The 20,233-nt window shown below is 69.7% G+C and carries 18 protein-coding genes; 17 read left to right on the top strand and 1 reads right to left on the bottom strand.

The genetic code is table 11. The features are described from left to right. Positions 1–102 precede the first annotated feature (102 nt). The 9 genes from R2N01_RS05025 (at position 103) to R2N01_RS04985 (ending at position 9,964) form a co-directional block, all read left to right on the top strand. Positions 103–897, top strand: coding sequence for a YebC/PmpR family DNA-binding transcriptional regulator (locus R2N01_RS05025; protein ID WP_316669081.1), 795 nt, complete (start codon positions 103–105; stop codon positions 895–897). Positions 898–1,055: 158 nt separating this feature from the next. After that, entirely contained in the window at positions 1,056–1,571 is a 516-nt protein-coding gene (locus R2N01_RS05020) for a crossover junction endodeoxyribonuclease RuvC (protein WP_316669107.1), read from the top strand. Continuing rightward, entirely contained in the window at positions 1,568–2,170 is a 603-nt protein-coding gene (ruvA, locus tag R2N01_RS05015; protein WP_316669079.1) for a Holliday junction branch migration protein RuvA, read from the top strand. Before R2N01_RS05020 ends, ruvA begins: the two co-directional genes overlap by 4 nt. Before the next feature lie 112 nt (positions 2,171–2,282). Continuing rightward, positions 2,283–3,299, top strand: coding sequence for a Holliday junction branch migration DNA helicase RuvB (gene ruvB / locus R2N01_RS05010; RefSeq protein WP_316669077.1), 1,017 nt, complete (start codon positions 2,283–2,285; stop codon positions 3,297–3,299). Between the two features lie 124 nt (positions 3,300–3,423). After that, the gene (gene yajC, locus R2N01_RS05005; protein ID WP_316669075.1) at positions 3,424–3,909 is read left to right on the top strand and encodes a preprotein translocase subunit YajC; all 486 of its coding nucleotides are present in this window, start codon (positions 3,424–3,426) and stop codon (positions 3,907–3,909) included. 21 nt (positions 3,910–3,930) lie between these two features. After that, entirely contained in the window at positions 3,931–5,745 is a 1,815-nt protein-coding gene (secD, locus tag R2N01_RS05000; protein WP_316669074.1) for a protein translocase subunit SecD, read from the top strand. After that, the gene (gene secF, locus R2N01_RS04995; RefSeq protein WP_316669072.1) at positions 5,742–6,941 is read left to right on the top strand and encodes a protein translocase subunit SecF; all 1,200 of its coding nucleotides are present in this window, start codon (positions 5,742–5,744) and stop codon (positions 6,939–6,941) included. The genes secD and secF overlap by 4 nt, the downstream gene beginning before the upstream one ends. 4 nt (positions 6,942–6,945) lie before the next feature. Then, positions 6,946–7,488 (top strand): adenine phosphoribosyltransferase, encoded by a 543-nt coding sequence (locus R2N01_RS04990; protein ID WP_316669071.1) that lies wholly within the window; start codon positions 6,946–6,948, stop codon positions 7,486–7,488. A 115-nt stretch (positions 7,489–7,603) separates the two neighbouring features. Beyond that, positions 7,604–9,964, top strand: a complete 2,361-nt coding sequence (locus R2N01_RS04985; RefSeq protein WP_316669069.1) for a bifunctional (p)ppGpp synthetase/guanosine-3',5'-bis(diphosphate) 3'-pyrophosphohydrolase — start codon at positions 7,604–7,606, stop codon at positions 9,962–9,964. A 48-nt stretch (positions 9,965–10,012) separates the two neighbouring features. Here R2N01_RS04985 and R2N01_RS04980 read toward each other — a convergent pair whose 3' ends face one another. Next, positions 10,013–11,296 carry a DUF349 domain-containing protein gene (locus tag R2N01_RS04980; protein ID WP_399553238.1) on the bottom strand — a complete coding sequence of 428 codons (1,284 nt, stop codon included), beginning with the start codon at positions 11,294–11,296 and terminating at the stop codon, positions 10,013–10,015. On the opposite strand from R2N01_RS04980, the gene R2N01_RS04975 reads away from it, so the two are divergent. The 8 genes from R2N01_RS04975 to R2N01_RS04940 all read left to right on the top strand — a co-directional run. Beyond that, positions 11,256–11,972, top strand: a complete 717-nt coding sequence (locus R2N01_RS04975) for an MBL fold metallo-hydrolase (protein ID WP_316669066.1) — start codon at positions 11,256–11,258, stop codon at positions 11,970–11,972. The two genes, R2N01_RS04980 and R2N01_RS04975, sit on opposite strands and share 41 nt — an antisense overlap. Continuing rightward, positions 11,972–13,303: a histidine--tRNA ligase gene (gene hisS / locus R2N01_RS04970; RefSeq protein ID WP_316669064.1), complete on the top strand. Its 1,332-nt coding sequence runs from the start codon at positions 11,972–11,974 to the stop codon at positions 13,301–13,303. The genes R2N01_RS04975 and hisS overlap by 1 nt, the downstream gene beginning before the upstream one ends. A gap of 91 nt (positions 13,304–13,394) precedes the next feature. Next, positions 13,395–14,141 carry an acetolactate decarboxylase gene (gene budA, locus R2N01_RS04965; RefSeq protein ID WP_316669062.1) on the top strand — a complete coding sequence of 249 codons (747 nt, stop codon included), beginning with the start codon at positions 13,395–13,397 and terminating at the stop codon, positions 14,139–14,141. 174 nt (positions 14,142–14,315) lie between these two features. Then, the gene (locus tag R2N01_RS04960) at positions 14,316–15,383 is read left to right on the top strand and encodes a glycosyltransferase family 1 protein (RefSeq protein WP_316669060.1); all 1,068 of its coding nucleotides are present in this window, start codon (positions 14,316–14,318) and stop codon (positions 15,381–15,383) included. Between the two features lie 98 nt (positions 15,384–15,481). Further along, positions 15,482–17,287: an aspartate--tRNA ligase gene (gene aspS, locus R2N01_RS04955; protein WP_316669058.1), complete on the top strand. Its 1,806-nt coding sequence runs from the start codon at positions 15,482–15,484 to the stop codon at positions 17,285–17,287. Positions 17,288–17,566: 279 nt separating this feature from the next. Then, a complete protein-coding gene (locus R2N01_RS04950) occupies positions 17,567–18,721 on the top strand; it encodes a Gfo/Idh/MocA family oxidoreductase (protein ID WP_316669056.1) in 1,155 nt (384 codons plus the stop codon). Between the two features lie 158 nt (positions 18,722–18,879). Then, a complete protein-coding gene (locus R2N01_RS04945; RefSeq protein ID WP_316669054.1) occupies positions 18,880–19,746 on the top strand; it encodes a sugar phosphate isomerase/epimerase in 867 nt (288 codons plus the stop codon). Positions 19,747–19,820: 74 nt separating this feature from the next. Next, the coding region (locus R2N01_RS04940) for a LacI family DNA-binding transcriptional regulator (protein WP_316669052.1) at positions 19,821–20,233 on the top strand (413 nt) is incomplete at its 3' end.

Below are 20,233 nucleotides of genomic sequence, written 5' to 3'. Positions count from 1 at the left end.
CTTGCACGGCGGTGAGTAGAATCAGCAGGGTTTGTGGCGCCGCCTGCGGTGCGCGCCCGCCGACGAGCACGAACAACGAACGAGTCAAGAGGGGATCTGCGCATGAGCGGTCACTCCAAGTGGGCCACGACGAAGCACAAGAAGGCGGCGATCGACGCCAAGCGCGGCAAGCTCTTCGCCAGGCTGATCAAGAACATCGAGGTCTCGGCCCGGGTGGGCGGCGGCGATCCCGCCGGCAACCCGACCCTGTACGACGCAGTCCAGAAGGCCAAGAAGAACTCGGTTCCCAACGACAACATCGATCGTGCCATCAAGCGGGGCTCCGGGGAGGGCGCCGATTCCGTCAGCTACGAGGAGATCATGTACGAGGCCTACGGCCCCGCCGGCGTGGCCATCCTCATCGAGTGCCTGACCGACAACCGCAACCGCGCCGTCGCCGACGTGCGCACGGCCGTGACCCGCAACGGCGCCACCATGGCTGACGGCGGTTCGGTGCAGCGCCTGTTCAATCGCAAGGGCGTCGTCACCGTCTCCAAGACCTTCCAGGTCGAGGAGGGCCGCAGGAGCGTCGAGCGCACCGTCGACGAGGACCAGCTCTTGGAGGCCACCATCGATGCGGCCGTCGAGGACCTCCAGGACCAGGGCGAGGCCTTCGAGCTGGTCTGCGATCCGAACGACCTGGTCGAGGTGCGCAGAGCCGTCCAGGCGGCCGGCATCGACTACGACTCCGCCGAGGTCAGTTTCGTCGCCAGTTTCGATCAGGGCGTCGACAGCCCCGAAGAGGCGACGAGGCTCGAGAGGATCATCGACGCCCTCGAGGATCTCGACGACGTGCAGAACGTCTTCACCAATGCCGAGTACTCCGAGGCCGTTGAGGAGGTCCTCGCCCAGGAGTGATCCCCACGGGGTGTCCCTGACCGATACGGCGCCTGGCGCGGGCTAGACTCATCCATCGAACTGATGTTCGGATCCTTGCGCGGGGCGTCCACCGCTCCTGCGGGGCCCGATGGCAGGGGCCGGAGCGGCCCGGATGCGGAGGAGCGCCAGTGCGCGTCATGGGAGTCGACCCGGGCCTGACCCGGTGCGGTGTGGCCGTTGTCGAGGGGCGCCCCGGTGCGCGCCCGGCACTCATCGCCGCCGGTGTCGTGCGCACCGGACCCGACATGCCTCACGAGTACCGCCTGCTGCGCCTGGAGGAGGGGCTCACCGAGTGGTACGACGGCTACCGGCCCGAGGCCCTCTCGATCGAGCGCGTCTTCGCCCAGCACAATCTGCACTCGGTCACCGGCATCTCACAGGCGGCCGGCATCGCCATGCTCATCGGGGCCCGGCACGCCACGCCGGTCGAGCTGCACACCCCGAGCGAGGCCAAGGCCGCCGTCACCGGTTCGGGGCACGCCGACAAGAAACAGGTGGGCACCATGGTCGCCCGCATCCTCGGCCTGGCCGAGCCCCCCAGACCCATCGACGCGGCCGACGCCGTGGCGCTGGCCATCACGCAGCTGTGGCGGGGGGAAGTCGAGAACAAGTACGCGCAGGCCGTCGCCGCGGCCAGGAGGAAGGTCTCATGATCGCTCAGGTGCGCGGGACCGTCGCCGCCATCGGCGCCACCTGGGTCGTCGTCGACGTGAACGGCCTCGGGCTGCGCGTCGGCACGACGCCTGCCACCACTTCGGCGCTGCACATCGGTGGCGAGGCCCTGCTGCACACCGTCATGATCGTCCGCGAGGACGACATGAGTCTGTACGGTTTCGCCGGCCGCGACGAGCGGGAGTGCTTCGCCATGTGCCTGTCGGCCTCCGGCGTCGGCCCGAAGCTGGCGCTGGCCATAGTCAGCGTACTGAGCCCCGCCCGGCTGACTGCGGCGGTGAGATCCGAGGACGTCGGCCAGCTCACGCAGGTGCCCGGTATCGGTCCGAAGGGCGCCCAGAAGATCATCCTCGAGCTCAGGGACAGGGTCGCGGCGCTCGGCGCCGGGGACCTCCCGGTGTCTCCGCCGCCCGCAGCGCCCTGGCGCGAGCAGGTCTGCGAGGGCCTGGAGTCCCTCGGCTGGCCGGCCAAGGACGCCGAGGCCGCCGCCGATTCGGTCGCCGAGCTCGCCGGATCCGAACCGGCACCACCGGTCTCGGTCCTCATGAAGGCCGCCCTCGCGTCGTTGGCCCGCGCGTAGCGCGGAACTGAGCAGAGGGTTGCGTTGGCGCGGAAGTCGAATGGAGGGCGCATGGGCGCGGAACTGGGCAGAAGGCGCATGGGCGCGTCCACCGGCCCTAGGCTGGTCTGACATGGAGCACTCACCGGTCAGCCCGCAGGCCGAACCGGCCGAACGCGCGGCCGAGGCGGCGTTGCGCCCATCGACCCTGTCGGAGTTCGAGGGCCAGCCTCGCGTGCGCGAACAGCTCGGGCTCGTCCTGGCCGCCGCCAGGCATCGCGGTGCGGTTCCCGACCACGTCCTGCTCTCGGGCCCTCCCGGCCTGGGCAAGACGACACTGGCCATGATCATCGCCGCCGAGATGGGCGTGCCGTTGCACATCACTTCCGGCCCGGCGATCCAGCACGCCGGCGATCTCGCGGCGATCCTGTCCGGCCTGGTCGCCGGCGAGGTTCTCTTCCTCGACGAGATCCACCGCATGTCCCGCCCGGCCGAGGAGATGCTCTATCTCGCGATGGAGGACTTCCGCGTCGACATCGTCGTCGGCAAGGGCCCCGGCGCCACGGCCATCCCGATCGACATCCCGCCGTTCACGCTCGTCGGTGCGACCACGCGCGCCGGGCTGCTGCCCGGCCCGTTGCGCGATCGCTTCGGCTTCACCGCCCAGCTCGACTTCTACGGGGCCGAGGACTTGGCGGACATCGCGAAGCGCTCCGCGGACAAGCTCGGTTTCAGCCTCGACGGCGATTCGGCCCGCGTGATCGCCTCACGTTCCCGCGGCACCCCGCGCATCGCCAACCGTCTGCTGCGCCGTGTGCGCGACTACGCCCAGGTCCACAACGAGGGGGAGGTGACCGCGCACCTGGCCAGGGCCGCCCTGGAGCTCTACGAGGTCGACGAGCTCGGCCTGGACCGTCTCGACAGGGGGGTGCTCGAGTCGATCTGTCTCAAGTTCGGGGGCGGCCCGGTCGGCCTGTCGACACTGGCGATCAGCGTTGGCGAGGAGACCGAGACCGTCGAGGAGGTCGCCGAGCCCTTCCTCGTGCGCCAAGGATTCATCATGCGCACCCCGCGCGGCCGTGTCGCGACCGCCGCCGGATGGGCCCATCTGGGCCTGACCCCGCCGCAGGGCACCGACCTGTTCTCCTGAACGTCTCGTGCCCCGCCACCGGCGCAGGCGGTTCAGGGCCGCGTCGTACCGTTGTTGCTGGACCGAGCCGGTAGACTCGCCACGGCGTGCCATGCGGGCACGGCTCGACTAAGCGAGGATTGCAATGAGTAGCACTTATCTCATCATCATGATCGTGCTGATGGTCGCCCTCATGTACTTCATGGTGATGCGCCCCCAGAAGAAGCAGATGGAAAGACAGCGCGAGATGCTCAACCAGGTGGGCGAGGGCACGCGCGTCATGCTCACCAGCGGCCTGTTCGGCACCATCCGGGCCACCGGTGAGACCCAGGCCGTCGTCGAGCTGGCCCCCGGTGTGGACGTCACCATCCTCAGGCAGGCCATCAGCAAGGTCGTCAAGTCCGAGGACGAGGAGTTCGAGTTCGCCGATGAGGCCGAACCCGCCGTCGAGGACGGCGCCGAACCCGAGCCCGCTGCCGATGAGGGCGCGGCGACCGGCGCCGAGCCGGACGCCGGCGAGTCGGCCCGGCCCGATGAATCAGACGAGCCGACTGACGAACCCTCTGATGCGCAGGAGACCCCCGAGGCCGCCGGCGCCGTGGCCGAGACCGCCGACCCCAACCGGAACTGACATCGCTGGAGAGCCCGATCAATGGCCGTTCGAACCACCAACCACTTCTCGCCCTGGAAGCGACTGGGCGCCTTCGGGCTGGTCGTCGTCCTGCTGTACGCGATGATGGCGCTCACCGGGTCGTGGACTCCCAGGCTCGGACTGGACCTGCGTGGCGGCACCACCATCACGCTGACCGCCCGGGACAGCGCCGACGGCTCCGTCCCGACGCGGGACAACATGGAGACCGCCCGTACGATCATCCAGAACCGCGTCGACTCGCTCGGCGTCGGTGAGAGCTCGGTCACCCTGCAGGGCGACCGCCAGATCGAGGTGTCCGTTCCCAATGTGAGTGGTGACGAGCTCGTCGACCTCGTCGGCACGACGGCCAGACTGGCCTTCCGCAATGTCTACTACATGAACTACAGCGCCGCCGCCTCGCAGCAGGCGAGCTCCGGCAGCGACTCCGGCTCCTCGGCCGGCGAGAGCACCACGCCGGCCGAGGAGGGCACGGCCGAGGCCACCGCCAGCGGTGAGAGCACCGCCTCGACCGAGGAGTCGACCCCGTCCGAGCAGTCGACCGGTGAACAGACCGCCGGCCGTGTCATGCCCGAGCTGCCGACCTCGCCGTCCCCGACCCCCACCCAGCGTGCGAGCACCGCCGGTCAGGGCCCCGCCGACTTCGCAAGCCGTCTGGCCTGGACGCCGAGCGCACAGGACTACACCGACTTCACGGCGTGGGACTGCGGCCAGGAGACGCCCGACGTCGAGGACCAGGCCCTCTTCGCCTGCAGCCAGGACGGCCAGTACAAGTACCTCCTCGGCCCCGTGCTCATCTCCGGCGAGAACGTCTCGGACGCCACCGCCGGTGTCCCCCAGAACCAGGTCGCCTGGGTCGTCAATCTGAGCTTCGACGAGACCGGCCGCGACGAGTTCAGCCAGGCCACCACCCGCCTGGCCACCCAGAAGAGCCCGCTCAACGAGTTCGCCATCGTGCTCGACGGCGAGGTCATCTCGGCCCCGCAGGTCTCCGAGGCCATCGTCTCCGGCTCGGCCCAGATCAGCGGCGGCAACATCAACCAGGACACGGCCACGACGCTGGCCAACCAGCTCAAGTACGGCGCACTGCCGATCGCCTTCGACGTCTCCAGCGTCGACACCGTCTCGCCGACCCTCGGCGGCGACCAGCTGACCGCCGGCCTCATCGCCGGCGCCATCGGTCTGGTGCTCGTGCTGATCTACAGTTTCGTGTACTACCGCGGTCTCGGTATCGTGGTGACCGGCTCGCTCGGCGCGGCAGCCATCATCACGTGGGCCACGCTGGTCCTGCTCGGCACCGCCGTCGGGTTCGCCATGAACCTGCCCGGCATCGCCGGCGCGATCGTGGCCATCGGCGTCACGGCCGACTCGTTCATCGTCTACTTCGAGCGCATCCGGGATGAGATCCGGGACGGTTACTCGCTGTCGCACTCGATCCAGAGCGGCTGGACGAAGGCCCGCGGCACCATCGTCATGGCCGACGCCGTCCAGCTGCTGAGCGCCGCCGTGCTGTTCATCCTGGCAATGGGCACCGTCAAGGGCTTCGCCTTCACGCTCGGCGTGACGACGGCCATCGATCTGTTCATCGTCTTCTTCTTCACCCATCCGCTGGTTACCCTGCTCGGCCGCATGAAGTTCTTCGGCCAGGGCAGGCGCTTCAGCGGCTTCGAGCCCGAGCACTTGGGCGTCAGCCGCGCCTCGCTGGTAGGCCGCCGCCGGGCCCGCGGCCCGGCCACCGGAAGGCGCACCGGAACGGGCGGGTTCGAGGCCGAGGGCCCCGGGCAGCGGGCCTCCAACGATTCGAAGGAGGCACGATGAGCACCGCCGCAGTGACCACCGAGTCGCCGGCGCCCGAGAAGGCGTCCTTCCTCCACCGGCTCTACGCCAGCCAGTTCGCCATCGACTTCGTGGGGCGGCGCAGGGCCTGGTACTCCATTTCGATCGCGTTGATCGTCATCTCGCTGCTGGCCGTCACCCTCCGCGGGCTGAACCTCGGCATCGAGTTCAAGGGCGGCTCGGTCTTCACCGTGCCGGTCGCCCAGATCGACGACGGCACCATCGGCCAGGTCCGCAGCGCTGCCGCGGACTCGGGCGTCTCCGAGGTCTCCGACGCCCAGGTGACCGCCGTCGGTGACAACACCATCCGCATCCAGACCCGCAGCCTGTCGACCGACGAGGTCGCCCAGATGCGCCAGGCGCTGGCCGACCAGGCCGGTATCGCCTCCGACGACGTCAACTACCAGCTGATCGGTCCGTCCTGGGGCTCCCAGATCACGGTGAAGGCCATCCAGGCGCTGGTGGTCTTCCTCGCCCTGGTCGGCGTGATGATCTGGATCTTCTTCAGGAACTGGCGGATGTCGGTATCGGCACTGCTCGCCCTGGCCCACGACCTGGTCGTCACGGTCGGCTTCTACGCCCTCATCGGCTTCACCTTCACGCCGGCGACCCTCATCGGTCTGCTGACGATCCTCGGCTACTCACTGTACGACACGGTGGTGGTCTTCGACAAGGTGCGCGAGAACACGGCGAACATCACCAAGCAGAATCGCACCTTCTCCGAGGCCGCGAACGGTGCCATCAACGACGTGCTCGTCCGTTCCATCAACACGACCCTGCTCGGCATCCTGCCGGTCGTGGCCCTGCTGATCGCCGGCGTGGCCTTCCTGGGCGGTGACGGGCCGCTGGCCGATCTCGGCCTGGCGCTGCTGATCGGCATGGTGGCCGGCGCCTACTCGTCCATCTTCATCGCCACGCCGCTGCTCAGTCAGCTGCGCGAACGCCAGGCCGACATGGTCAAGCACCGCGCCGATCTGGCCAGACGCGCCCGGCGCACCAGAGCCAGGGTCACCATCGCCACGGCCGAGGTGGACGGAGCCGTCGGCCCGTCCGTCGTGACCGGCGACGCGGCTCCGGTCACGACCGAGGAGAAGGCAGCCGGCGCCAGACTCGGCTCGAGGAACTCCGCAGGACGCGCCCAGCCGATCCGCACCACCCGTGCCCAGCGAAAGAAGTGAGCCGATGGCAGTGAACCAGGCCAGGGTCGACCGCATCAGGGCGCTCGTCCGGACGATCCCCGACTTCCCGAAACCCGGCGTCCAGTTCCGCGACATCACCCCGCTGCTGGCCGATCCTGTCGGCCTGCGCGAGACGATCGACGAGCTGATCGACCAGATCGACGGCCCCGTCGACGTCGTCGCCGGCATCGACTCGCGAGGCTTCCTGTTCGGCGCGCCCATAGCCGTCGAGTTGGGCATCGGCTTCGTGCCGATCCGCAAGCCCGGCAAACTGCCCGGCGACGTGTACGAGGAGAACTTCGACCTGGAGTACGGCTCCAGCACGCTGAGCATCCACCAGGACGCCCTGGCGCCGGGCCAGCGCGTGCTGCTCGTCGACGACCTGCTGGCCACCGGCGGCACACTCGGGGCCGCAGCCAGGCTGATCGCCCGCGAGAAGGCCGTCCTGGCCCGGGCCGAAACGGTCATCGAGTTGAACGGCTCGGGCGGGCGGGAGCACCTCACCGCATGCGGGGTCGCCTCGTTCTCGTCGATCCTCGCCTTCTGAGCGGGTCCGCGAGCGCCCCGGTCCCTGCGGTCCGGTAAGCCGCTGATGCCCGTGAACGCTTCGCAGCCGCACTAAGATTGGCGCACGCAGTGGACGGCGAAGGGGCTTATTCAGCATGACGAGCGAGGGGGTCTACGGGCCCTACGGGCAGAGCAGGACCGGTGCGCCGGGATCGCCCGTCTCCGCCGGCGCCCTCGAACGGGTCAGCTCCGGCCCCGAGCAGCCCCGGCGCAGAATGCGCCAGCGCATCGCCCGGCTCGGCTCCAATGCGAAGAATCCGCAGCTGGCGGTGCTCGACCCGCTGTTCTCGGCGGTCCGGGCCAACCACCCGAAGGCCGACCTGGCCATGCTCGAAAGGGCCTACCGCACCGCCGAGCACTACCACCGCGGCCAGACGCGCAAGAGCGGCGACCCGTACATCACGCATCCGCTCGCGGTCGCCACGATCCTGGCCGAGCTGGGCATGACCGAGCCGACGCTGTGCGCGGCCCTGCTGCACGACACGGTCGAGGACACCAGCTACACGCTCGAGCAGCTGACAGCCGACTTCGGGGAGACGATCGCCGCGCTCGTCGACGGCGTCACCAAGCTCGACAAGGTGCAGTACGGCGCCTCGGCCAAGGCCGAGACCATCCGCAAGATGGTCATCGCCATGAGCCGCGACATCCGCGTCCTGGTCATCAAGCTGTCCGACCGCCTGCACAATATGCGCACCCTGGGCTTCCTGCGCCCCGACAAGCAGGATCGCATAGCCCGCGAGACCCTGGAGATCTACGCGCCCCTGGCCCACCGCCTGGGCATGAACGCCATCAAATGGGAACTCGAGGACCTGTGCTTCTTGACCCTCCAGCCCAAGGTCTACGACGAGATCGTGCGCCTGGTCGCCCAGGCCGCGCCCAAGCGCGAGCAGCAGCTGCGCGAAGTCATCGACCTGGTCAAGGACTACCTGGGGGAGTCCGGACTCGACGCCGTCGTCTACGGCCGTCCGAAGCACTACTACTCGATCTACCAGAAGATGGTCGTACGGGGCCGCGACTTCAACGACATCTACGATCTCGTCGGCCTGCGCATCCTCGTCGCCACGGTCCGCGACTGCTACGCGGCACTCGGTGTGATCCACACCCACTGGAACCCGCTGCCCGGCAGGTTCAAGGACTACATCGCCATGCCGAAGTTCAACATGTACCAGTCCCTGCACACGACGGTCATGGGCCCCGGCACGCACCCGGTGGAGTTCCAGATCCGCACCCATGACATGCACCGCCGTGCCGAGTACGGTGTCGCGGCCCACTGGAAGTACAAGGAGGACCCGAACAAGACCACCGGCAACGTCGACCCCGAGGGCACCGACCTGGCCTGGGTGCACCAGCTGAACCAGTGGACGAGGGAGGAGAGGGACCCCGAGGAGTTCCTCGACACCCTGCGTTTCGAGTTGGCCACATCCGAGGTCTACGTCTTCACGCCGAAGGGCGATGTGCTGGCCCTGCCGCAGGGCTCCACACCGGTCGATCTCGCCTATTCCGTCCACACCGAGGTCGGTCATCACTGCATCGGCGCCCGCGTCAACGGCAAGCTGGCCCCGCTGGAGTCGAAACTGTCCAACGGCGACCTGGTCGAGATCCTCACCTCGAAGGCCGAGAACGCCGGACCGAGCCGCGACTGGCTGAACTTCGTCGTCAGCCCGCGAGCCAAGAGCAAGATCCGTTCCTACTTCACCCGTGAGCGCCGCGAGGAGGCCATCGATCAGGGCAGGGACGCGCTGGCCAAGCAGCTGCGCCGCGCCGGCGTGCCGGTGCAGCGCCTGCTCACCATCGAGCACCTCACCGAGGTGGCCGACAGCTTCCGCCTGCCCGATGTCGATTCGCTGTACGCGGCGATCGGCGAGGGCAATGTGGGTGCCCCCGGCGTCGTCGCCCGCCTCATCACCGCAGAGGGCGGCCTGGAGGAGGCCGTCGGCGAGGGCCTGGAGGAGGCCGCGATCATCCCCAAGACCGCCGGGGAGCGCCGTCGTCACCGCGCCGGCAAGGGGAGCACCGGGATCGTCGTCGAAGGCGACCCCGACATGTGGGTCAAGCTCGCCAAGTGCTGCACGCCGATGCCCGGCGACGAGATCCTCGGCTTCGTCACACGCGAGCAGGGCGTCTCGGTGCACCGTCGCGACTGCACCAATGCCGCGAACCTGCTGACGCATCCAGAACGCATCGTCGAGGTCAACTGGGCGCCGGACGTCTCCAGCGGGTACCTGGTCAGCATTCAGGTCGAGGCACTCGACCGCCCCGGCACGCTGGCCGACATCACCAGGGCACTGGCCGACCAGCAGGTCAACATCACATCGGCCGCGGTCACCGTCACCAAGGATCACCTGGCCAGGATCAAGCTCACCTTCGAGTCGAGCGACCCGGTGCACCTGCACCACGTCATGGCGACGATCCGCAAGGTCTCGGGCGTCTACGACGCGTATCGCCTCAAGCAATGACGCGCGAGCGATCACCGGCCTTCTCGAGCAGTGACGCCCCGGGGACGATCAGGGGCTGAACTCGTCGAGCGCCCTCTGGGCCTGGTCGAGCCAGCCCTGGTAGGTGGCGATCGTCTCGCGCAGCTGGTTCGCCTTCTTCGAGTCGCCCCCCGCCTCGGCCGCCTCGGCCTGGGCGCTCAGCTTCTCGATCTGCGAGGCGAATACGGCCACCGTGTCGGCGGCGCGCTCGCGGGCCTGCGGATCGGTGCGCCTCCACTCCTTCTCCTCGGCCTCCCTGACGGCCTGCTCGATGGCGCGGACCCGACCGTCGACGGAGCGAACGGCATCGCGCGGCACCCTGCCGCAGGCGTTGAACTTCTCGAGGAAATCACGCAGCAGGCGGCGGGCCTTCTCGACGTCGGTGACCGGCAGGATCGACTTCTCCGCCTCGTCGAGCAGGGCCTGCTTGGCGGCGAGATTCTGCGCGAACTCGGCGTCCTGCTCGCGGAAGACCGCGTTGCGGGCGTCGAAGAAGACGTCCTGCAGGCCCCGGAAGCGCCTCCACAACTCGTCGTCGACCTCGCGCGGGGCCGGTCCCGCGGCCTTCCACCGGGCCATGAGATCGCGGAAGGCCCGGGCGGTGGGCCCCCACTCGGTGCTCGTCGAGAGCCTCTCGGCCTCGACGATGATCCGCTCCTTCGTCCTGCGGGCGGCCTCGCGATGCTCCGCCTGCTGCGCGAACTGGGCCTTGCGGCGGCGCGTGTACGTGGTGCGGGCCGAGCTGAAACGGTGCCACAGCTCGTCATCGGTGGCCCTGTCGATGCGGGGCAGGGCCTTCCACTGCTCGAGCAGGGCGCGGAAGCGGTTGACGCCGCCGCGCCAGTCGTTCCCGGCGGCCAGCCGCTCGGCCTCGGCCACCATCCCCTCCTTGGCCGCCCGCGTCTCCTCGTGCTGGCGGGCCCGGGCCTCACGCCGCTCTGCGGCCCTCGTCTCGAGGAGCGGCGCCACCTCGTCGAGGCTGACGACGAGAGCCTCGAGATCGCCCACCGCATTCGCACCGAGGATGTTCGCGCGCAGGGTGACGACCTGTTTGCGCGCCTCGTCGGGGCTCACCGAACCGGTGGCGATGCGCTGTTTGAGCAGGTTCACCTCGGTGCTCAGGGACTCGTAACGGCGTGCGAAGAAGGCCATGGCCTCGTCGGGGCCGGCATCGGGGACTTGACCGACGCGGCGCTCACCGGTGGAGGTGATCACGTAGACGGTCCCGTCGGCATCGACGCGGCCGTGGTTCGTCGGACTCGGGGTTTCGCTCATGGTCCTTATCTTGCCCGATAGGCTGGCATTTGTGTTCATCGCCTACTTCGTGGCCGGTCCGCTGGGGAACAACTGCTATCTCCTCGCGCCCGAGGAGGGCTCCTCCGCGGTCGTGATCGACGCACCGCTGGGCTCGACCGGGACGATCGAGAACGCCCTCGCCGAGAACGACTTCGACCTGGCCGGAGTGCTCATCACCCACGGCCACATCGACCACTGCGCCGAAGCCGCCAGACTCGCCGACGCCCATGGCGCCCCCGTCCACATCGGGACCGCCGACCGCCCGCTGCTCACCAGGCCCGAGCTGGCGCTCTCGCCCGAACTGGCCGGCCAGCTCACCGGCATGCTGCCCGAGCCCGTGGTCGAGCCCGAGCGCGTCGAGGTCTACGACCCGAGCCGGCCCCTGGAGATCGGCGGCCTCGCCTTCACCGTCCTGCCCGCGCCCGGCCACACCCCCGGATCGGTGCTGCTGTGCACCAGCAGCGACGAGAATGAGATCGCGTTCACCGGCGATGTGCTGTTCGCCGGTAGCATCGGTCGCACGGATCTGCCCGGCGGTGACGACCAGGCGATGCGCGCCAGCCTGCGCGACGTCGTGCGCGGACTGCCGGCCCGGGTCCAGGTGCTGCCGGGCCACGGCCCGTTCAGCACGATGGCCGCCGAGCTGGCCGACAATCCGTATCTGACCGATGCCTATGTGGAGGCGCTGAGCTGATGGCACGTCCCAAACCGCTGTCCGGGTTCCCGGAGCTCCTGCCCGACGAGAGGATCGTCGAGCAGGCCGTTCTCGACACCCTGCGCGAGGTCTTCGAGCTGCACGGGTTCGGTAGCATCGAGACGCGCGCCGTCGAGCCCTTGGCGCAGTTGTCCCGCAAGGGCGAGATCACCAAGGAGGTCTACGTCGTCCGCCGCCTGCACGCCGACGAGGCCGACGGGGACGAGCTGGGCCTGCACTTCGACCTCACCGTCCCACTGGCCCGCTGGGTGCTCGAGCACTCCGGCAGGCTGCAGTTCCCCTTCCGCCGCTACCAGATCCAGAAGGTCTGGCGGGGCGAGCGTCCGCAGGAGGGCCGCTACCGCGAATTCACCCAGGCCGACATCGACATCCTCGGCCAGGGCGAGCTGGCGGCCCACCACGACGTGGAGGCCCCCCTGGTCATGCTCGAGGCCCTGGAGAGGCTGCACGAGCGCATCGGACTGCCGCCCGTGCTCATGCACGTCAACAACCGCAAGCTGTCCGAGGGCTTCTACCGCGGTCTGGGTGCCGAGGACACGCCGGCCGTCCTGCAGATCGTCGACAAGTACGGCAAGATCGGCGCCGAGGCCACCGCCGGGCTGCTGGTCAGCGAGCTCGGGCTGAGCGCCGAGGCCGCCGACAAGTGCGTGCAGCTGGCCACCATCCGCGGCGGCGACGCGGGCTTCGTCGAGCAGGTCCGCTCCCTGGGCGTCACCAACGAGCTGCTCGAGGAGGGCCTGGGCGAGCTGGTCGCCCTCGTCGAGGAGGCCGACCGACGCGTCCCCGGCCGTATCCGCGCCGACCTGTCGATCGCCCGCGGGCTGGACTACTACACCGGCTGCGTCTACGAGACCGAGCTCGTCGGCTTCGAGAAGATGGGCTCGGTCGGCTCCGGCGGCCGCTACGACTCCCTGGCCTCCGACGGCCGCACCGCCTATCCGGGCGTCGGCATCTCGCTGGGCGTCACCCGCCTGCTCGGGCCCCTGCTGGCCAGGAAGCAGTTCGTCGTCTCCCGCCCCGTGCCCACCTGCGTGCTCGTGGCCGTGGACGGCGAGGAGACCCGCGACCGGGCCCTCGAGGTGGCGGCCGCCCTGCGCGGGCGCGGCATCCCCACCGAGGTCGCCCCGAGGGCCGACAAGTACGGCAAGCAGATCCGCTACGCGGACCGCCGCGGCATCCCGTTCGTCTGGTTCGGCCCCCTCATCGGCGAGATCAAGGACATCCGCTCCGGCGACCAGCAGCCGGCCGACGCCAACGACTGGATGCCGGACGCCGCGGACCTGCACCCGCGCGTACTGCCCTCGGAATGATCCGGACGGCGTGCGCCGTGGATGAACGGGCCGGCCTCCGGAGGGCTCCCGTACGTAATCTGGTGCCATGGGTCCGGCAGGAGGAGTAGCGGTGAGCGGCGACCGGGGCGTGCGCCACCACCCGGTGCGCCACGAGGTCTTCCAGACGAGCCTGATGAGCGCCCTGCTCGACGGCGTCTACGAGGGCGAGATGACACTGGCCGAGCTGCTCGGCCACGGCAACTTCGGCATCGGCACCTTCGAGGCGCTCGACGGCGAGATGATCATCATCGACTCCGTGCCGTGGCGCATGCGGGTCGACGGCACGGTCAGCCGCGCGGCGCTGGAGGATCGCACGCCCTTCGCGACGGTCACCAACTTCGTGCCCGCCGTGGGCCACCGGATCACCGGGCCGACCACCCGCGCCCAGCTGCACGAGATCATCGACCGGCTGATGATCTCGACCAACTACCTGTACGCGCTGCGCATCAGTGGCGACTTCGAGTGGGTGAGCACTCGCACCGTCCAGCGCCAGGAGCGTCCCTGGCGGCCCATGATCGAGACCACGGCCGGCGAGGACGTCGTGCGGCACGAGCGGACCAGCGGGGTGATGGTCGGCTTCCGCACCCCGCTGTTCGAGCAGGGCATCAACGTGGCCGGCTGCCACGTGCACTTCGTCGACGACGACCGCGGCCGCGGCGGGCACGTCATGGACTTCGTCCTCGACCGTGGGCTGGTCGAGGTCTGTCTCGGCACCGACCTGCGTGTGGCGCTCCCGCTGACCGACGCGTTCGCCGGCGCCGATCTGGCCCCCGACGACCTGGACGCCCGGGTGAGGGCGGCCGAGACCCACGAATAGCGCCCGGGCGGCTGGCAGCGTCCCCGGTTCGGCCCTACAGTGGTGCTGTCCGCGCACCGATCGGCACGGTCTGCCGCCGGTGCGGGGGAGCGTTCGACGGACGCCGTTCCAGCGCCGGGACGACGCGCCGCCATCCCCACGGGCCCAGACCCCATTGCGACGACGGAGTGGACAATGACGATCGCCATCAAGTACGGCTCGCTGGTCGATGAACGGCTGGTGGACGAGAACGGGAACCTCGCCATCAAGGGCAGCGGTGGCTCGCTCGTCGAGCGGCTGCTCAAGATCTTCCCCGATTCCTGCCTGATCGGCTACGAGGACCAGAGGGCCAGCGGCTTCGACATCAAGCGCGTCACGAGCCTCGACCCGGTCTCCGACCTGGTCATCAACCTCGACGTCATGGACAGCGTCGGCACCTTCCAGGTCCTGCACCGCAACGGCGCCGAGCCCAAGATTATGAACCTGCAGTGGTTGCCCCCGCGCCACTACCACCACAGGGTCAACTTCGCCGCCCTCGGTCTGAGCTACGCGCTCTTCCCAACGCTGTGCGCCGGCGAACGCACCGCCAGCGAGGTCACCGAGCTGTGCCACCGCTGGGGCAGCCCCGCCATCCGCGAGAAGGCGCCGATCTCATGGTTCTACCCGGGCGTCCGCGACGATCTCGTCCAGCCGCACCGCGGCGCCGAGGTGCCCACCGTGCTCTACCCGACCATCCACGTCTCCGGCGACAAGCAGCCAATGGTCTTCATGTCGGTCGTCTCCCAGGTCGCCACCCGCATGGACCTGCGCACGGAGGCCTTCCTGTCCGAGCGCGAGCTCGTCTCGATGACCGCCATGCGCATGAACTCCCATCCGTGGACCAATGTCGGCCCGGTTTTCGGTCAGCGCGAGAACTACTGGGAGTCGCTGGCCGGGATGACCGCCTTCCTGTCGACCGCCCGTGAGGAGGCCTACTCGCTGGAGTACCTCGAGGCGCTGCTGGCCGGCGTCGTCGGCGTCCTGCCGTGCCGCGAGTGGGTCAAGGGGGTCGTGCCGGACGGCTACCCGTACCTGTACAGCTCCGAGGAGGAGGCCGCCGACATGCTCGAGGAGGTGCTGCGCGATCCGCAGGCGGCCCGGGCCAGGGTCGACGAGGCCAGCGGCGGCTCGATCCGCGACTGGATCCTCGCCAACCATGCCCGCGCCGCCGGCAACAAGGCCATCTACGAGAAGATCCAGGACTGGTTCCCCGAGGTCTTCTGAGGCAACCGTCAGTCGCATCGGCGGCCGGGGCGGCATCCGTGGAAGAATGTCCCCTGGCCGCCGCACCGTCCATGCGGCGGCGCGGGAGGGAATGCATCGTGATCCGAACTCGTGGGGCGGGCAGCCTCCGCACGTCCGATGAAGGCAAGATCGTCACCCTGGCCGGCTGGGTCGCCCACCGCCGCGACCACGGCGGCGTGGCGTTCATCGATCTGCGCGACGCCAGCGGCACCGCCCAGGTCGTCGTCCGCGACGAGGTGCTGGCGAACTCGGGGGCGCACGACCTGCGCACCGAGTTCTGCATCGCGGTGACCGGCGTCGTCGAGCGCCGCCCCGAGGGCAATGAGAACCCCGACATGCCCACCGGCGGGATCGAGGTCAGCATCAGCGAGCTCGAGGTCCTCAACCCCTCGACGCCGCTGCCGTTCCCGCTGGACGAGCGCACCACTGCCGGCGAGGACGTCCGCCTGAAGTACCGCTACCTCGACCTGCGCCGCCCGCGCATGCACGACGCCCTCGTCCTGCGCTCCGAGGTGAACCGGGCCGCGCGCGCCGTACTGGCCGAGCACGACTTCGTCGAGCTCGAGACGCCGACCCTGACCCGCTCCACCCCCGAGGGCGCCCGCGACTTCCTGGTGCCGGCCCGTCTGGCCCCCGGTTCCTGGTACGCCCTGCCGCAGAGCCCCCAGCTGTTCAAGCAGTTGCTCATGGTGGCCGGCATGGAGCGCTACTACCAGATCGCCCGCTGCTACCGCGACGAGGACTTCCGCGCCGACCGCCAGCCCGAGTTCACCCAGCTCGACATCGAGATGAGCTTCGTCGACCAGGACGACGTCATCGCCCTCGGCGAGGAGATCATGAAGGCCTGCTGGGGACTCATCGGCTACCGGATGGCCACCCCGCTGCCGCGCATCACCTGGCACGACGCCATGGACAGGTACGGCTCCGACAAGCCCGATCTGCGCTTCGACCTGCAGCTCGCCGAGGTCACCGAGTTCTTCGCCGACACGCCCTTCCGGGTCTTCCAGGCCCCCTACGTCGGCGCGGTCGTCATGCCCGGCGGGGCCTCGTCGCCGCGCCGCCAGTTCGACGCCTGGCAGGACTGGGCCCGCCAGCGCGGCGCCAAGGGCCTCGCCTACATCACCGTCGCCGACGACGGCGCCCTCGGCGGGCCCGTCGCCAGGAACATCTCCGAGCACGAGCGGGCCGGCATCGCCGGGCTCGTCGGGGCCCGGCCGGGCGACGCGATCTTCTTCGCCGCCGGCGAGCGCACCGCCTCCCAGGAGCTGCTGGGGGCCGCTCGTCTCAAGATCGGCCGGCGCTGCAAGCTGTACGACCCGGCGGACTGGGCGTTCTGCTGGGTCGTCGACGCCCCGCTGTTCAAGCCCGCGGTCGAGGCTCGGGCCTCCGGCGACGTGGCGGTCGGCGAGGGCGCGTGGACCGCCGTCCACCACGCCTTCACCAGCCCCAAGCCCGAGTGCCTGGACACCTTCGACACCGATCCGGGTTCGGCCCTGGCCTGCGCCTACGACTTCGTCTGCAACGGCAACGAAGTGGGCGGCGGCTCGATCCGTATCCACCGCCGCGACATCCAGGAGCGGGTCTTCGAAGTCATGGGCCTGTCGCCCGACGAGTCCCGGCGCAAGTTCGGCTTCCTGCTCGACGCCTTCAGGTTCGGCGCCCCGCCGCACGGCGGCATCGCCTTCGGCTGGGACCGCCTGGTCATGCTGCTCGGCGGCTTCGAGTCGATCCGCGACGTCATCGCCTTCCCCAAGACCGGCAACGGCTACGACCCGCTGACCGGGGCCCCGGCCCCGATCACCCCTGCCCAGCGCCGTGAGGCCGGCGTCGACGCCAGGCCGATCCCCCCGAAGGCCGGTGGGAAAGCCGCCGACACGACCTGATCCCGGCCCACCCCGTGCGCGGGACCAGGACCCGCGTTCGGCCGCCCCGGAGACGCCCCTCCTGCCCGGGGCGCTCACGAGGCGCTGGGGGCGCTCGATGGCGTACCTCGCCCGAGGGCTCCGCCCGGCGACGGGTCTTCCGCGGATTTCTTCATCCGGGTGCCTCTTGACGACAGAACTAGAGCGCTCTAGATTCATTGTGCGGAGCGCGGGATCCTCGTCCAGCAGATCGGGCCCGGCCCCCGAGGAGTCAGCCTACGAAGGGGTGAGGCGAGCAGCATGACCATCACCAGGAATCTCCGCGTCGCCGTCATCGGTGCCGGTCCGGCAGGCCAGGCGCACGCCTTCGGCTTCCGCAACGCACGGATGAGCGACGCGCTCTCCGATGTCGAGATCGTCCTCGACACGATCGTCGACCCCGACACCGTCCTCGCCCAGACGGTCGCCCGCCGCTACGGCTTCGCCCGCGTCGCCGCCGACGTCTCGCAGATCCTCGACTCCGGCATCGACGCCGTCTCCGTCGCCCTGCCCAGTTCCCTGTCCGTGCCCGTCCTCGGGTCCCTCCTGGAAGCCGGCAAGCACGTCATCGGGGAGAAGCCCTTGGGGCGCAGCGGCGCCGAGGCGGCCGAGCTCGTCGAGATCGCCAGGGCCACCGACCGCGTCGCCGCCGTCGGCTTCTCCTACCGCCGCATCCCCGCCGTCGCCCAGCTCCAGGAGACCGTCGCCGACGGGGCCATCGGCGATCCGCTGTTCGCCCGGGGTCACTTCTTCTCCGATTACGCCCTCGACCCCGCCTCGCCCATGACCTGGCGCTTCGATCAAGAGGCCTCCGGCGGTGGCACCATCCTCGACATGGCCACCCACGTCATCGACGCCCTGGAGTTCGTCCTCGGCGGGGTGGAGGAGGTCGGTGCCTGCATCCTCGACACCACGATCGCTCAGCGCCCGACCCGCGACGGCTCGATGGCCGCCGTCACCAATGACGACACCGCGCTCATCGACCTGCGCTTCGCCGGCGGCGCCATCGCCAGCGTCCTGTCCAGCCGTGTCGGCGCCGGCTGCCCCATCGAGCTCGGCCTCGAGATCTTCGGCACCCGGGGGCACGCCCGCTACCGCTTCGACCGCCCCAATGAGTGGGTCCTCTACCAGAGGGACGTCGGCGAGGAGGGCACGGACGCCCCCCGCACGATCATCCCCGGCCCCGCGGCCCGCTACTTCGCCGACACGATGCCCATGGCGGCCCGCGGCAACGCCACCGGCTACGGGGAGGCGTTCGTCGCCCAGATGCAGACCTTCCTCAAGGCCGTCGTCGACGGCACGCCCATGGACACCTCCTTCGAGGTCGCCGCACGCACCATGCGCGTCATCGACGCCGCCCTCGCCTCGGCGCGCGAGCGCCGTCCTGTCGCCGTCACCACCCCCTCCGAGAACTGACGGGAGACCGCGACGAAACCGAGCGCCCTCGCCCTCCTGTCCTCACGATCGCGTGTCGACATCGCCCACGCCCCGGGCCGACCCCCGCCGGCCGTTGAGCACCGACTCCGCGTCACGGGCAACGGCCACCGCAATCACGCAACCACGAGGAGACCACCATGAAACTGGCAATCGACGCCTTTCCCATCCGGATGGACGATCCGGACACCTATTTCCGCCGCATCGCCGAGAGCGGATTCCACTGGGTCGAGTTCTCCCAGCGCGAGGACGTCTGGCCCTACTACACGCACCCGACTGCGAACGACGAGCGGGTGGAGCTCGTGAAGAAGCTCCTGAAGAGGTATGACCTCGAACTGGCCTCCTGCCTGCCGCTCTACCGCTGGTCCAGCCCCGAGGAGACCGAGCGCGAGGCCGCCGTGCGCTACTGGAATCGTGCCATCGACATCACGCTCCAGCTCGGCTGTCACCAGATGAACTCGGAGTTCTCCGGCCGTCCCGAGCTGCCCGAGGAGTCCGAGGCCCAGTTCTGGCGCTCGATGGAGGTCCTTCTCCCGCGCATCGAGAAGGAGGGCATCCAGCTCAACATCGAGCCCCACCCCGATGATTTCGTCGAGGACGGTCTGCGCGCGGTCAACATGGTGCGCGCCATCAACTCGCCGAACGTCGGCTTCCTCTACTGCGCCCCGCACACCTTCCACCAGGGCGGGAACATGCGCGAGATCATCGAGTACGCCGGCGGGGACCTGCGTCATCTTCACGTGGCCGACTCCTACGACCACCGCGCCTCGAGCGGCGGTCGCTACATCTCGAACCCGCCCGGCAACCCGGCGCGCATCCACCAGCACAACGTCATCGGCGACGGCGAGGTCGACTGGGAGGAGTTCTTCGCCGCCCTCGCCGACATCCACTTCGACGGCATCGCGACGTGCGCGGTCTTCAGCTGGGCCGAGCGCTTCGACGAGGACGCCAAGAAGATGCACGAGGTCATGACCGAGCGCTTCTCCGGCATCGGCGCGCTCGAGTGATGCTCGGCCGTCCCGCGTGCTACCGTCCGAGTCTGCTCGAACGGTGAGGCGCAGGGGGCGCGGGAAGGGCGGACATGGGCAGACGACCGACGATGGATGACGTGGCCCGCGAGTCCGGTTGTTCGCGCGCCCTCGTGTCGATCGTCTTCCGCGGCGTTCCCGGCGCCTCGGACGCGACCCGCGAACGGGTCCTCGGGGCGGCCCGGCGGATCGGCTACCAGCACAACGCGATCGCCGCACGCCTCGCCTCGACCAGATCGCGGACGTTCGGCGTCTTCCTCTTCGACATCCGCAACGGCATGACGGCCGGCGTTTTCGCCGGTATCCAGGACGAGGTCGATGCGCGCGACATCGGCCTGGTCGTCGGCGTCTCGGACCCGACCGGCGTGCGCGACGAGCGGACGTATAGCGGCCGGGGAGCGGGGGCCGCGGGAGTGGGGGGGCCGGGGCCGGCGGGGCTGGGGGGCGGGGGCGGGGGCGGGGGTGG

It is taken from the genome of uncultured Propionibacterium sp., from assembly GCF_963539965.1.
Taxonomy (GTDB): Bacteria; Actinomycetota; Actinomycetes; order Propionibacteriales; family Propionibacteriaceae; genus Propionibacterium.
Note: the sequence above shows the minus strand (reverse complement) of the source record. Positions and strands in the feature narration are given on the sequence as shown.

What these genes read in the sequence shown, in the direction of transcription:
- R2N01_RS04950 (WP_316669056.1), top strand. Translation starts at nt 17,567, where the DNA reads ATGACCATCACCAGGAATCTCCGCGTCGCCGTCATCGGTGCCGGTCCG.
- R2N01_RS04945 (WP_316669054.1), top strand. Translation starts at nt 18,880, where the DNA reads ATGAAACTGGCAATCGACGCCTTTCCCATCCGGATGGACGATCCGGAC.
- R2N01_RS04975 (WP_316669066.1), top strand. Translation starts at nt 11,256, where the DNA reads ATGGTCCTTATCTTGCCCGATAGGCTGGCATTTGTGTTCATCGCCTAC.
- hisS (WP_316669064.1), top strand. Translation starts at nt 11,972, where the DNA reads ATGGCACGTCCCAAACCGCTGTCCGGGTTCCCGGAGCTCCTGCCCGAC.
- R2N01_RS05020 (WP_316669107.1), top strand. Translation starts at nt 1,056, where the DNA reads ATGGGAGTCGACCCGGGCCTGACCCGGTGCGGTGTGGCCGTTGTCGAG.
- secF (WP_316669072.1), top strand. Translation starts at nt 5,742, where the DNA reads ATGAGCACCGCCGCAGTGACCACCGAGTCGCCGGCGCCCGAGAAGGCG.
- ruvA (WP_316669079.1), top strand. Translation starts at nt 1,568, where the DNA reads ATGATCGCTCAGGTGCGCGGGACCGTCGCCGCCATCGGCGCCACCTGG.
- yajC (WP_316669075.1), top strand. Translation starts at nt 3,424, where the DNA reads ATGAGTAGCACTTATCTCATCATCATGATCGTGCTGATGGTCGCCCTC.
- R2N01_RS04990 (WP_316669071.1), top strand. Translation starts at nt 6,946, where the DNA reads ATGGCAGTGAACCAGGCCAGGGTCGACCGCATCAGGGCGCTCGTCCGG.
- R2N01_RS04980 (WP_399553238.1), bottom strand. Translation starts at nt 11,296, where the DNA reads ATGAACACAAATGCCAGCCTATCGGGCAAGATAAGGACCATGAGCGAA.
- R2N01_RS05025 (WP_316669081.1), top strand. Translation starts at nt 103, where the DNA reads ATGAGCGGTCACTCCAAGTGGGCCACGACGAAGCACAAGAAGGCGGCG.
- secD (WP_316669074.1), top strand. Translation starts at nt 3,931, where the DNA reads ATGGCCGTTCGAACCACCAACCACTTCTCGCCCTGGAAGCGACTGGGC.
- R2N01_RS04985 (WP_316669069.1), top strand. Translation starts at nt 7,604, where the DNA reads ATGACGAGCGAGGGGGTCTACGGGCCCTACGGGCAGAGCAGGACCGGT.
- ruvB (WP_316669077.1), top strand. Translation starts at nt 2,283, where the DNA reads ATGGAGCACTCACCGGTCAGCCCGCAGGCCGAACCGGCCGAACGCGCG.
- R2N01_RS04960 (WP_316669060.1), top strand. Translation starts at nt 14,316, where the DNA reads ATGACGATCGCCATCAAGTACGGCTCGCTGGTCGATGAACGGCTGGTG.